The organism is Fibrobacter sp. UBA2449 (assembly GCF_002342555.1).
Classification (GTDB): domain Bacteria; phylum Fibrobacterota; class Fibrobacteria; order Fibrobacterales; family Fibrobacteraceae; genus Fibrobacter.
Genome location: NZ_DDQF01000011.1, coordinates 57,579 through 70,569 on the forward strand (window position 1 = coordinate 57,579; position 12,991 = coordinate 70,569).

The following is a 12,991-nucleotide window of genomic DNA, read 5'->3' on the forward strand; positions in this document are numbered from 1 at the left end:
GACATTCCTCCTTTTTTTACTGGATTACTCTTCCGCCAGTTTCGGCACAAACACGTACTCGCCATTGCGGCACTGGTAATCGCAGTCGCCCCGATGTATCCATTCATGCTCAGCGTCGTTCACGTCGCACGGCGTACGGACGACGGCTGCATCGACACAACTCAAGGACTCGTAGGCGCCCCGGTACTTTTCCCACTTGCCTTCGTAGCACATGAATATTGTATGGTCCCTCGCTCCGGCGGTTTCTACGTAACCTTCCAGGATGCTGCCTTCCACCAGGCAGGTATCCCCTATGGTGGGGTTGATTTGCCGCCAGAAACCCGCATTCAAGCACTCGTATTCAATATTCCTTGCGCAATCGACAGTCCTTGCTCCCGCATCCTCGCGCGAGCATTTCTCTCCTTCATGTCCGTTTTCGGCTCCGATTATACGGGTGCAGGACTGCGTTTCCTTCATGGGCGTCCAGAAGGCGTCGGCGCACACGTACTCTTCACCGCTTCCGCAGTCGATGACTGTCCTCGGGGCGTTTGAATTGCAGGGCACGCGACCGCAGTTTGCGGAATCGCCTGTGCACGGAGTCAGCGCCACGTTCAGGCACTGGCTTTTGTCTGCCAGATTCCAGTACCTATTTTCGCACTTGTACACACCCCCAGTGATGCAGTCTTCCGCCATCGCCCCCTCGTCATAGCATTCGTTACAGGGCCTAAAAGGAATGGGACAATCGGAACCGTCGCAGTTCTGGCACATGCGTGCAAAGTTGATGCATTCTTCGGCTATGGAAGAACTCGAAACGCAGTACCGCGCCTGTCCCATATTGCAAAGCTGTTCTGCGGTCCACCCGCACGAAGTATCCATCGAGAGGCATACCGGCAAAGATGAGGAAGAACTTTCGATTTGGAACTCGGAGGAATAAAGTTTTTCTGCCTCGGAAGAAGATTCCGGGACATTCCCTTCGGAACTCAAGAGGGCAGCGCTGTCGGAACCTACATCCTCACCCGATGTCGCCGGGCCGCTGGAACTGTCGTCACAAGCGACAAGCGCAAGCAGGCAGAATACCGCTAAAGCAACCGGCACTCGAAAAGTCTTTATCGATTTCAACGTTCTCCTCCTTGATTTTATTTATCCGAAAACCATTCCGAATTCAACCGCAGCTCCGCGCATTTGTCCGCAGGCATATCAACGTTGACAGCCTCATGCACGATTGCAGGGCACAAGTCCATTTCGCCACAGTAGCGGAACAGGAACCTGAACATCATGGATTCTGTCGTCATCTTGCAGCCGGGTACCGCGATATCGATTACGGAAACCGTATCCTTCGCGACTCCGGAAAGTATAAATCCGGCGAATCTGGAATCGCCCTTGACCGTCATCATGTACAGTCCGCAACCACCATCCATGATACCCTTCCTGACAGAATCGGCCAGGCCCGCATACTCCAGAGCCGCATCCGGGAACAACACCTCCAGCGCATCGATACTGCGCGCGTTAAACTGATGAGGACACGAGCCATCGAATTCCGTACTATATCCGGGCGACGAAGTTTGTCCGGGTTCGACCGCCGACACAGGGGGAGAGGAATTCCGCTCTGCCTTGGCGGCAAGCAAGCCGCCATCGAACCGGAGGGTATCTATCCCGAACTGCGCGAGATAGAAATTCAGCGAAGACTCCCGCGAAGACCCGTCTACATTTCCCGGCCCATGCTCCACCGCTTCCGAAGAATAGGCAGGAAATGACGGAACACTGCTGGACGACAGCACGTAATCCAGCGAATCCTGTCTGCTGCTCGACATGCTTTCCGTGGCAAATTCGTTGGGTTCTTCGGCCGTGCCCGCGACATCCGTGGACCCACACCCGATACACAGGCATGCCGCAATCACGGCGACAAACGCGAAAGGAATGTACAACTCAGACTTCTTCATTTTCACACTCCTTCACTTTCCTGCTCAAGGGGAAAAGCTGCAAGTTCAGGCGGTAAACCCGGTCGATATCCTTGTCTTCGGCGGCAACGGCGATAACCTGGCGCCGGAATTCATCGATCAGGCTCGCGATGCGCTCGTAGCTCCTGCGCGAAAGCCCCATGGTGACCCCGCTAAAATGGCGCTCGTCCACGGGAAGGTCCACTGCGGGTGTCGCAAGTTTCGACATCTGGCGGTGCATTCCACGAAGCGCGAGGCGGGTCGCATCCGGCGTGCCCGCAATCGATGTTTCCGCCTGCACAAAGGCATCGCGCCCTTCCCTTTTCAGGAGCCCCACCCTCGTGAGGAAATTAAGGCTCTTCTGCACATCCGCCGCAGACACTTCGGGATTGCACATCTTCGCAATTTCGCCAGGAGTGGCCCCCGGCATCAGCGGGGCGAGTTCGCGCACTACAGGGTTATGCCAGGAATCGTAGAATTCAAAAAGTTCACCTTCCATCACACGGATCTTGTGGACCCGGGCAATGGCAAGCATGTTCTCGTAGGCGGCCTTCTTCTTCGCCTCGGTTTCAGTCTGGCCATATTCGACCATGGCACGGAAATAATCCATCTCGAACCCGACAAGCCCCATGGCCTGTCCCGTGCGCTCCACCCCGATGCGGCTGAGTTTGCTCTTGCCGTCGCAGACCACCTTCATGTACGAGGACGAAGTAAAACCCGCAATTTTCGAGAACTCACGCCACGAAAAAACAGAACGACGCTTGCGTTCATCGTAGTAGTCCCGCATGTATTGACGGAAATCAGAATATTCGACAATCGGTTTCATCATCCATAATTATACATCTTTTTTCCAAAAAAGCAACACCACCATGCAACAAAGATGCTTTTTTTATTAAAAAATCACTAATTTTAGCATCTCATGCGATTTTACATCTCTTTACGCAACATCCCGTTGCATAAAGAAAGAACCCCATTGCACAAGCAACAGGGTCCCAAGAACCAAAATCCGACGCATTCACCAACAGGCGGCAGCAACACCTATTTGTTGTAAATCGCCTCGAGGGCGGCGGCGAGGTACGCAAGCGGCGCGTTCCAGTTGATGGCCACCTCGTTGGTCGCGTAGCTGCAGCGGTTGTCGAGGTAGGCGAGCGCAGGCTTGTCGGCGACGGCATAGTTCGGGCACTTCCAGGGTTCCTTGCCTTCCAGGTCGATATCCTGCTTGCCCAGGTGCGGGCCTCCCACGAGCATACCCGGCACCGGATCGTCCACCTTGTCCGATTCGCTCGGGCGGTGATGCGGGTTGCGCGGGCTCCTGTAGCCGAATCCCGTCACGTAGGTCATGTCCATCGGGTTCTTGCCGAGCAGGTAGTCAAGGCACTGCTGCGCACCATCCAGATAGCTCTTGTCGCCCGTCAGCAGGTAGGCATGCACCAGCACCATGCCGTTGTTCGCCATCGCGCTATTGCTACCCCAGTTCCAGCTCCACGGGAATGCGGGCAGGCGGTAGGCGCTCGTGTCGCCCACGGCACGCAGGTTGTTCGCCTCGTTCATCACGGTCTTCTTCGCGGCGGCAACCAGATCCTTGTCAAAGACGGCGGAATCGAGCGCCACGCGGAACGCGGCTATCATGTTCATGTCGCCCCACCAGGCTCCATTCGGCGAGAATGCGTTGCCCTTCAAGTCCTTCAGGTAACCGGCAGCAGCCTTGTCGCCCTTCGCACCCGCAGCGGCCTTCGCGCGGTAGAGTTCGGCAGCAGCCCAGCGGAACTCGTCCTTGCCGTCCTCGTTGCCGGGCGCATAGCTACCCGTGTTCACGTCGGCAGGCTGCTTGTAGAATGCCTTCGGGTTCTTCTTCGCCCAGGCGTACGCGCTTTCCGCAGCCTTGAGCATCTTGTCGGCATAGGCCTTGTCGAACTTGCGGTACACCACGCTCGCCTGCGCCATCACGCCCGCAAAGTCGAGCGACGCGGTCACGTTCTTGATAATCGCATAGCGCGGGGCCGTATCGTCCTCGGGCTGCACGCTCCCGCTGAACTTGAGCGTAGATACCTTGTGGTACACGCCGCCGTCCTTGTCCTGCATGGTAAGCATCCAGTCCAGGTTGTAGCGCACCTCTTCCAGCAGCAGCGGGAGCTTGTCGAATTCACGCGGGATATTCCAGGAGAGCGAATCCGCATATTTCGGGAAGTTCTCGTATATCTCGAGCAGGGTCCACACGGTAATGCCCGAGTTCACGATGTACTTGCCATAGTCGCCCGCATCGTACCAGCCGCGTGCGGAATTGAAGACCTTGCCGGCGCCCTTGCCACCAGTCGCCGCATCGCTCCCGTAAACAATCACCTTGTCATCCATGTGGCCTGCAGCGCGCGCCCACTTGCCCGCGTACTGTAGCGTAAGCGGCAAACTCGCACGCTGGTAGTAGAACCACTTGAGGCTAGCCTTCACCAAATCGCCGTAGACACCTTCGCCAACCAGAATCGGGCTGCCCACATAGGTACCGCCACGGAACAGGCGGTAGGTTCCCGGAGTCTTCACCGCGGAGATATCGAAGGTCTGAATCTCCTCGCCGCTGTAGTCCCAGTCGTACACCATCGGGGCATCGAGCGTCAGGACAGTCTTCCCGTTCATGTCCCGCACCTCGAGACCGTTCGCATCGTTACCCGGATACACGACCGTCTTCTCGGCCTCGGGATAAAACCCGAGCTGGTTCACGAGAGGGCCCGCCACCGCAACGGCAGCAAGCAGGGACACGGCGGCAGATACCGCCACACAGGTTCTAGAAGCGTTTTTATGAATATCCATACCCAGAATATACTTTAAATCGCGCCCCTTGGGCGCGATCATGCATCATGTTCCGTTTTCAGCAGGAAACATCGCTATTCTTCTTCACCGTAATCCTTGACGCAGCGCAGGTAGCCAGCATTGTGCCTACTTTCCGGCTCATTGCTGAGCCCCTTCTTGTAGAGGTACATTACCCGCACCCCACCATAAGGCTGCTGGTCACCGGTCCACAGGAACGTCGTCACTCCCATCGCCACATACTGCATTTTCCCGGTATATTCGTCTGCCCCGCCGTCGCCGTAGTCATACTCGGCCACGCCGTAGCCGGAGGGAATCACGGACAGACCGCTTTCGTTTGTTCCCATCGCCATAAACGCCGAGGCGTAACTCACATCGGAATACAGCTTGCGGAATTCCGGATTCGGCACGTGCCAGCCTTCCGGACAGATTCCCCGTTCCACTTCCCGGATGTCGGCAACGGAATCCAGGTAGACGGGTTCGAGGTCCATCGCAGCCGACCATGAATACAGGCGGCCGAGGACTTCGCAGTTAGACTCGTCGTCGCCGTAGCACCAGCTCTGGCCCTTCAGGTTCTCCGAGGCGGCACTGTCCGCGTACTTCAGGTTCTCGGCCATCCAGGTATAGCCTCCGATTTCCACGGTCCTGTATGTCCTTCCGTCGCGAGAATCCACCAGCGTCCCGTATTCCACCTCCGGATTGAAGATATCCCCGACATCGAAATTTTCCTTTGTCGCGGGGTGCCATGCCGAATTCGAACAGACCAGCATCTTGTACCTGAAATCATCTCCGATATCCCTCATCTCCCCCTCGTTCGAGGCATCACATGCGGGATTGCCGTCGGCAGTCGCAAGGAGAGTCAAGTACTTTTCGAAATGTCCCACCTTCCCGTTGGGCGCCTTCGCCTCTATCGCCTTGCGGATGGAGTCCCCGCCGTCGTCGGTAATGATTGCATCCGCGAGCACGGCAAGCCTACGAAGGACGTCCGAGCTATAGAACTTTCCCGTCAAGGTGTCGATTTCCAGGCTTTCCCACGCGGTGGTACTGCCGTATTCCACATAATAATCTTCAATAACCAGCGCTATGGCGGCAAGCATCGCATCGCCCTCGCCTTCGCCATACAGGGAATACTTCTCGAAATCGAGCAGATCCTTCGGCATGTGGAGCGCGGAAAGCACCGCGACATTGGCAGAGCGCCTCGCCTCCGCAAATTCCTTTCCCTCCCTTACCAGGGACCATATCATGTCGGTCGCAAGCGTCGTCAGGTAGTTCACGTTCACCGTGCTGTCGTTGGACAAGTCGGCGGCCGCCTTCAGTTCCATGTCGGGAACGACCCTGCTGCCGTTTGGAATGCGGCTTTCACTGGCAGAAACGCCAAACTCCATCAGTCCGTTCGAAACATAAGGCTCTATCTCGTAAGCCCCGGTAGCGCCGTCGACAGGCACGAACCTGCTCCAGCCATCTATCCAGTAATACGGTTCGACGCGGCTTCCCATCTGGACATGTACAGAATCCTTTTCAAAGAAAAAACCGTGCTGTACCAAACCGCGCGCGCCGTATTCGGGCGTGAACGCATCAAAGCCGTGTTCCGATTTTTCGTCCGAGCAACCAACCAGGGCCGCCAATGCAATTACATATAAAATCTTCTTCATGATTTCCATTATAGCAAACGAACAAACGTCCTGCAACCCAAAAAGAAAAACCGCAGCGGATATCGCTGCGGCTTTCCTTCAAAGGGTATAGGCTCTAGCCCTTCTTGCTCCTGTGGCTGTTCTTGATCCATTCGGTCTTGTGGACTTCCGGGATATCGTCGAGCAGGCGGAGCGTGTGCGGTTCGGTCGTGTTGTCGAGCACTTCAGCCGGAGTACCCTGGTTCACGATCTTGCCGTCGTGCATGATGAAGATACGGTCGCTAACGTAGTTCGCAAGGCCGATATCGTGGGTCACGAACACCACGGTCATCTTCAGCTCGTCTTTCAACTTGCGGAGGTAATCGAGGATGTTTGCACGCACGCAGGCGTCCACCATGGAGGTCGCTTCGTCGGCAATCAGCACCTTCGGGCGGAGCGCGAAGATACGGGCCAACAGCATACGCTGCATCTGGCCACCGGAAAGCTCGAACGGGTACTTGCCTTCGATATCGGCAGGAGCCACGTTCACGGCCAACAGGCCTTCGTCCACGCGGCGGCGGACTTCTTCCTTGCTGGGCTTCACCTTCAAGATGTTCAGGGCGTCTTCCAGCTGGCTACGTATCGTAAAGAACTGGTTGAAGCATCCGAACGGATCCTGGAAAACGGACTGGACTTCGTTCCAGTGGTCCTTCAGGTTCTTGATGGGCTTGTCGCGGTAAAGGAACTGGCCGCGCGTCGGCTGGTAAAGGCCGAGCATGATCTTCGCGAGCACGGACTTGCCGCAGCCCGAGCCACCCACGATAGAGATGAACTCTTCGTCATAGATGTTGAACGAGACATCCTTCACGGCGGTCTTCAGGGTCTTGCCGGCACCAAAGTCCTTGCTGATGCGCTGGGCAGAAAATACAACGGGCTTATCACTTAGCATAGTCGCACCTCACGTCACGATCACCGACAACGCGGAGATTCTGGGTATTCTTCTTGCAATCGGGGCATGCCTTGCTGCAACGCGGGGCGAAGCGGCAACCCACAATCTTGTTCTTGAGGCTCGGGGGAGCGCCTTCGATGGCCACCGGATGACGGCCACGCTGGCTCGCTTCCGTACTGAGCATGGCGCCCATGAGGGCCTGCGTGTACGGATGGCGCGGATCCTTGACGACCTGTTCCGCCGTGCCCTTTTCCACGAATTCACCGGCGTACATGATGGCGATGTTGTCGGCCACATGGTACAGGAGCGGAAGCTCGTGGGTAATGAAGATCATCGTCGAGAAGATGCCCTTGTCCAAAAGGTCGAAGATCATCTTGATCACTTCCTTCTGGGTAGATACGTCCAGGGCGGAAGTCGGTTCGTCGGCAATCACCATCTGCGGGTTGAGCAAGGTGGAAATACCGATAACGGAACGCTGGCGTTCACCGGCGGTGAGCTGGATAGGATAAGAATCGAGCACGCGCTTCGTGTCCATTCCGAACAGGTCGAAACGTTCGCAAAGGCGGTCGTAGATTTCCTTGTGGTCGAGTTTCTTGCCCGGCTGCTGGTGGGCTGCGATCACGTCGGCGGCGATATCCTTGATTTTACGGACAGGGTTCAGCGCGTTGAAAGCACCCTGCGGAATCATGGAGACCTTCTGGGCGAGCACGTTCTTGCGGACGTCCTCGACGCTGCGGTTCATGAGCGATTCCATCTTGTCGCCGTTCTTAACGCGCACTTCGCTCTTGCCTTCGGGGTAGAGGGGCGGGATGCACATGCCCATAAGGCCGGAAACGAGCGTGGACTTGCCACAGCCGGATTCACCTGCGATGCCGAGGATTTCGCCCTGCTTCATGGAGAAGGAGACATCCGTCACGGCATGAGTCTTGTCGCCAAAGCGGCCGAGGTAATAAAGGCTCAGGTTTTCTACTTCAAAAACATTGTCAGACATTTTTTACCTCTTACTTGCGCAGACGCGGGTTGAAGACGCCTTCCATGGAAGTATTGATCAGGAACAACGCAAACACCGTGAGGGTGATGATGATGGTCGCCGGGAGGAAGGCAATCCAGATGCCGTCCGAAAGGGCGCCGTTGTCCTTGGCCTGGTTCAGGATGATACCCAGGGAAGTGGAATCCAGAGGTCCAAGGCCGATCATCGAGATGGAGGCTTCGGAAAGGATACCCGAGGACACCTGCATGATGAACACCATGAACACGTACGAAAGCAGGTACGGAAGCACATGCTTGATAACGATCGTGAGCGTAGACGCACCGTTGATGCGGGCAAGCGAGATGTGGTCGCGGCTACGGAGCGAGGATGCCTGCGCACGCACGGCACGGGCAGACCAGCTCCATGCGGTAAGGCCGATGATAAGGCCAATGAGCGTAAGCGAACGTCCGTCCTTCACGGCGGAGCTGATGAGCACGAGGATCACGAACTGCGGAATCACGATGAAGATGTTCGTGAGCATGTTCAGGACTTCGTCAATCCAGCCGCCACGGAAGCCGCCGAACAGACCGATAAGCACACCGATCGTCGTCGCGATGACGCCCGCCACAAGACCCACGTAGAGCGAGCTGCGGAGCCCTTCGATCAGGAGGGACACGTAGTCGCGGCCGAGGTGGTCGGTACCGAGCAGGTGGTCGCCGCTGGAACCCGCATAGGGGCCAGCAACGATATCGCGCGCGTTGATGTCCACGTGGTAGAACAGGGGACCCAGGAGCGCAATCAGCAGGGTGATGATGAAGATCGAGATACCGATGACGAACATCGGGGACTTGAGGAGATTTCTAAGAAGCTTTCCCATGATTACTTACCTCCCATCTGGAGACCGGCCTTGACACGCGGGTCGAAGACGGCAATCAAAACGTCAACAGCGAAGTTCGCGACGAGCACGCAGGTCGAAATCATGAGCGTGCAGCCCTGAATCGTCGCGTAGTCGTTCTGCTGGATAGCGGTGAGCATCGCCATACCGAGACCCGGGTAGGAGAAGATCATTTCGGTAATGAGAGCGCCACCCACCATGGTACCGAGGCTCTGGGCGAGACCGGTGAGCTGCGGGAGCATGGCGTTGCGGAACACGTAGCTGATGATCTTGCCTTCGCGGAGTCCGAGCCACTTGGCATACTTCATGTAGTCGGTACCGAGTTCGTAGATGGACATGGAACGCATACCCGTCGCCTGGCCCGAAAGAAGAATCGGGAACACCGAGAAGAACGGGAGGATGTAGTACCAACCTACGCTCTTGATGCAGCCCCACGAGAAGCTGAGTTCCGTGATATCCGGGCTGTAGGCGCCCATCGCGGGGAACCAGCCGAGAGTGATGGAGAAGAGAGCGACAAGCAGCATACCGAACACGAAGAACGGGATACCGTTGAGGAACATGGCGCAGGGGAAGAACACCTTGTCGAAGATACCGCGCTTGTAGGCAGCGAAGGCACCGAGAAGGTTACCGATGATCCAGCCGAGGATAATCGTCGGAGCCTGGATGAGGAGCGTCCAAGGAACGGATTCCTTGATGATCTCGACGACCGGCTTCGGATACTGGCTGTAAGAAATGCCGAGGTCACCCTTGAACACGTTCTTGATATAGACGAGGAACTGGGAGAAGCCGGAAGCGAGGCGCGGGTCGGCCTTCTTCACCACCTCTTCCACCATGACGGTATCCTGGCGCGTAACGGCGACCTGTTCCATCACGGCAATCTTTTCGACCTGGGCAACCTTCTTCTTGGTCTTCTTGTCCTTGACCATGACCGGCTTGCCCTTGGCGTCGAGCACAGGCTTTTCCTCGAACACGGGATTGCCGGCCTCGTCGACCTTCTGGCGTTCTTCCATCTTCGGGGTGCCGTCTTCATTGAGCACGGCAACCGTCTTCAGCACCGGAGCACCGTTCTCGTCGGTCTTCGGGACCTTGACAGTCTTCACGTTGCCATTCTCGTCGACATCGGGATCGTAGATAACTTCGCCCTGGTCGTTGAGTTCGGCCATACCGAAAGCCTTGAGGAGGCCTTCCTTCTTGAGCTTGGCTTCTTCGGGCGAGAGGCCCTGGGCTGCCTTACCCATGATAATGTCCACGGGGTTGTTCTCACCCATACGCGGCAGAGTAAAGTTGATCGCGACAGCGACAACAAACGTCAGGAGATACCAGAACGCCTTCTGCAGGACATAGCGCAACATAGGATATTGTTTAAGCATTGGTCGTCCTTTTATTTAGCAAGCTTGAGGTTCCAAAGGATCTTGGTGCCGGAGGCAATCCACGGGAGCTGCGGCGGAGCGTAGGGATTCTCGGCGGTCGGCCAGTTCGTCCACACGCGGTCGCTGAATTCGTAGAACTGTTCGGGCAGGTAGACCAGCGGAATGGAGGGCTGGTCTTCCATGAAGATCTTGTTGAGTTCGCGGTAAGCCTTCGCGATTTCTTCGGCGTCGGTCATCAGCGGGATTGCAGACAAAAGCTGGTCCACTTCCGGACGGAATTCCGGAGTACCCGGCTGGTTGTAACGGCCGATGTTGGTGCCGGCCCAGGCGCCGAGCGGCTGCCAGTCGCGGCTGGACATGACTTCGTTGAAGCGGCTCCACGGGAGAGACGGGGACACGTCGGCAGACGGCTTGTCCATCAGGAGGTCGAAGTTGCCCGTTCCCTTGGCAGGCCAGTACTGACCGCCGTCCACGAAACCTTCACGCACGTCGATACCGGCCTTGCGCATGCCTTCCACGGCGATGGTCACCATGGCTTCCCAGTCGGTCCAACCGGCAGGAGAAGTGATGAAGAGCGTCGGGAGCGTTTCGCCCTTGGCGTTTTCCATATGGTCAAGCGTGCCGTCCTTCTTCCACACGGACTTGAAGCCGGCTTCGGAGAGCATCTGCTTCACCGTGTTCAAGCGTTCGGCCTCGTCGGTAATGCCGAGGTTCACGCCATACTTCTGCGTATCTTCGTCATTGATAAACTTGCCTTCGAGACCCGTCGGCATGATAAGGCCGGCCTTCAAGGTCGAGGTGTAGTTCGAGACGGCGAACTGGCGGATCGCCGTGTAGTCGATGGCCGTCGCGAGTGCGCGGCGGAAGCGCTTGTCGTTGAGCGGTTCCTTCATGGTGTTGATCATGAGCATCGGCATGGCGCCCGGAGCAAAGTAAGGAGGTTCGTTGAACCAGGTATGCACGCCGCGCTTGCGCCAGATGCGGGTCACGAAGCTCATGGAAGCATCGAGGTTGCCGGTAGTGAGCGCAATCGTGTTGGCGTCGTTGCTCTTGTAGATCGGGTGAACCACATACTTAGGAGCGGGGAGCTTGCCCTCGTGGAGGGCGGCATTGCCCCAGTAGTCGTCACGACGCTGGAGGATAATCTTGTTCGGGTCGGCGGACATGATGTTGTAGGGGCCCGAAACCACGGGATTCTTGTCCATCGGGAGCTTCTTGACTTCGTCGAGACCCTTTTCCGCGATAAGCGGTTCAAACACATGCGCAGGCGCGATACGGATGGCCTGGAGAAGGTCACGCACCGAGAGCGGGTTGTTCCTCTGGGCCTTGTTCACAATGAACGAAAGGCGTTCCTGAACTGCCGGTTCGGTGGCAACCGTATCCACGTGGATATCAGAAATCTGTTCCGTGGTGTTGATGGAACCCTTCGTGAAGATGAACTTCACGTCGTTCGAGTTCACCTGCTTACCGTCGCTCCACTTGGCAGCCGGGTTCAGGTCGATCACGACACTGTCGTTATTCGAGAGTTCCTCGACGAGCGTTCCGAGAAGCGGCTCGATCTTGCCGTTCAGCGTATTGTAAACAATAAGCGGTTCGTAAACCAGGTTGAAGCGTCCGCCAACAGGCCAGGCAGCCATCCAACTTTCGGCAAGCGGGTTAAACGTCGCAGGGGCGCCCCATTGCTGGCCGGACAGGTAGAGTGTCTCCTGACGGGGCAGAGCCCCTTCGACCTGGTCGGTACCGCACCCTGAAAAAACTGCTCCACTTGCCGAGAGCGCAAGAGCGGTCCTGGCAATCGATTTCAATCCAATCATTGTGTCCTCTTTTATAAGCTTTTGAAAGCTCGTGAATAAAAAATCCTTTCGTAATATAGATTTAAAAGCTTTTTTTGTTTTTGCACTTTCGTGAAAAATACGTTTACATTCGGACACAGGAGCAGGGACGGCGCACCAACGCATCCCATGCGGAGTTCAATTATTTACGAAAGTTTACAAAACGGCATTCCAGATAAAAATTTTCGCCACCTACTCCGCATCGCCCTACTCCTTTATTTTTGTCCGGCCGCGAGCGCATTACATACAAAAGAAGCGTCCCCTGATAGGGACGCCTCTTTCAGTAATTCTAATGGTTTAAATTACTTTTTGCAGCACTTCTTGCAAGCGGCCTTCGGAGCCTTGCAAGCCTTGCGCGGGTCACCGGCATAGACAGCGGCCTTGCCGAGTTCTTCTTCGATGCGGAGGAGGCGGTTGTACTTGCACACGCGGTCCGTACGGGAGAGAGAACCGGTCTTGATCTGGCCAGCGGCAGTACCGACGGCGAGGTCAGCAATGAAGGTGTCTTCGGTTTCGCCAGAGCGGTGAGAAACGATCGGAGCGTAGCCTTCGTTCTGAGCGCGCTTGATGGCGGCGAGAGTTTCGGACACAGAACCCACCTGGTTCACCTTGATGAGGATAGCGTTGGCGATACCGGCCTTGATGCCTTC

Annotated in this window: 10 protein-coding genes and 1 pseudogene; all 11 read right to left on the reverse strand. The window is 56.5% G+C overall.

The annotated features are described in order from the left end of the window. Positions 1-24: 24 nt before the first annotated feature. On the reverse strand, positions 25-1,074 hold the full coding sequence (locus tag B4B27_RS07615) for a hypothetical protein (RefSeq protein WP_290725274.1): 1,050 nt from the start codon (positions 1,072-1,074) through the stop codon (positions 25-27). A 41-nt stretch (positions 1,075-1,115) separates the two neighbouring features. Further along, positions 1,116-1,919: a hypothetical protein gene (locus B4B27_RS07620; protein WP_290725276.1), complete on the reverse strand. Its 804-nt coding sequence runs from the start codon at positions 1,917-1,919 to the stop codon at positions 1,116-1,118. Further along, on the reverse strand, positions 1,906-2,745 hold the full coding sequence (locus B4B27_RS07625; protein WP_349678237.1) for a TIGR02147 family protein: 840 nt from the start codon (positions 2,743-2,745) through the stop codon (positions 1,906-1,908). The genes B4B27_RS07620 and B4B27_RS07625 overlap by 14 nt, the downstream gene beginning before the upstream one ends. Before the next feature lie 209 nt (positions 2,746-2,954). After that, a complete protein-coding gene (locus B4B27_RS07630; protein WP_290725278.1) occupies positions 2,955-4,718 on the reverse strand; it encodes a glycoside hydrolase family 9 protein in 1,764 nt (587 codons plus the stop codon). Positions 4,719-4,792: 74 nt separating this feature from the next. Continuing rightward, a complete protein-coding gene (locus tag B4B27_RS07635) occupies positions 4,793-6,367 on the reverse strand; it encodes an FISUMP domain-containing protein (protein WP_290725280.1) in 1,575 nt (524 codons plus the stop codon). A 94-nt stretch (positions 6,368-6,461) separates the two neighbouring features. Next, the gene (locus B4B27_RS07640; protein WP_173381059.1) at positions 6,462-7,274 is read right to left on the reverse strand and encodes an ABC transporter ATP-binding protein; all 813 of its coding nucleotides are present in this window, start codon (positions 7,272-7,274) and stop codon (positions 6,462-6,464) included. Next, complete coding sequence (locus B4B27_RS07645; RefSeq protein WP_173365059.1) at positions 7,264-8,265, reverse strand: ABC transporter ATP-binding protein; 1,002 nt, start codon at positions 8,263-8,265, stop codon at positions 7,264-7,266. Before B4B27_RS07645 ends, B4B27_RS07640 begins: the two co-directional genes overlap by 11 nt. Positions 8,266-8,275: 10 nt before the next feature. After that, entirely contained in the window at positions 8,276-9,121 is an 846-nt protein-coding gene (locus B4B27_RS07650) for an ABC transporter permease (RefSeq protein WP_173381057.1), read from the reverse strand. 2 nt (positions 9,122-9,123) lie between these two features. Continuing rightward, positions 9,124-10,509: an ABC transporter permease gene (locus tag B4B27_RS07655; RefSeq protein ID WP_290725286.1), complete on the reverse strand. Its 1,386-nt coding sequence runs from the start codon at positions 10,507-10,509 to the stop codon at positions 9,124-9,126. Between the two features lie 11 nt (positions 10,510-10,520). Beyond that, positions 10,521-12,323 carry an ABC transporter substrate-binding protein gene (locus B4B27_RS07660; RefSeq protein WP_290725288.1) on the reverse strand — a complete coding sequence of 601 codons (1,803 nt, stop codon included), beginning with the start codon at positions 12,321-12,323 and terminating at the stop codon, positions 10,521-10,523. 320 nt (positions 12,324-12,643) lie between these two features. Then, positions 12,644-12,991: pseudogene (locus tag B4B27_RS07665) on the reverse strand (phosphopyruvate hydratase); the annotation flags it as partial.

Bases quoted from the DNA above. Each gene is read 5' to 3' on its own strand.
- B4B27_RS07620 (WP_290725276.1), bottom strand. From the start codon at position 1,919: ATGAAGAAGTCTGAGTTGTACATTCCTTTCGCGTTTGTCGCCGTGATT.
- B4B27_RS07625 (WP_349678237.1), bottom strand. From the start codon at position 2,745: ATGATGAAACCGATTGTCGAATATTCTGATTTCCGTCAATACATGCGG.
- B4B27_RS07630 (WP_290725278.1), bottom strand. From the start codon at position 4,718: ATGGATATTCATAAAAACGCTTCTAGAACCTGTGTGGCGGTATCTGCC.
- B4B27_RS07635 (WP_290725280.1), bottom strand. From the start codon at position 6,367: ATGAAGAAGATTTTATATGTAATTGCATTGGCGGCCCTGGTTGGTTGC.
- B4B27_RS07640 (WP_173381059.1), bottom strand. From the start codon at position 7,274: ATGCTAAGTGATAAGCCCGTTGTATTTTCTGCCCAGCGCATCAGCAAG.
- B4B27_RS07645 (WP_173365059.1), bottom strand. From the start codon at position 8,265: ATGTCTGACAATGTTTTTGAAGTAGAAAACCTGAGCCTTTATTACCTC.
- B4B27_RS07650 (WP_173381057.1), bottom strand. From the start codon at position 9,121: ATGGGAAAGCTTCTTAGAAATCTCCTCAAGTCCCCGATGTTCGTCATC.
- B4B27_RS07655 (WP_290725286.1), bottom strand. From the start codon at position 10,509: ATGCTTAAACAATATCCTATGTTGCGCTATGTCCTGCAGAAGGCGTTC.
- B4B27_RS07660 (WP_290725288.1), bottom strand. From the start codon at position 12,323: ATGATTGGATTGAAATCGATTGCCAGGACCGCTCTTGCGCTCTCGGCA.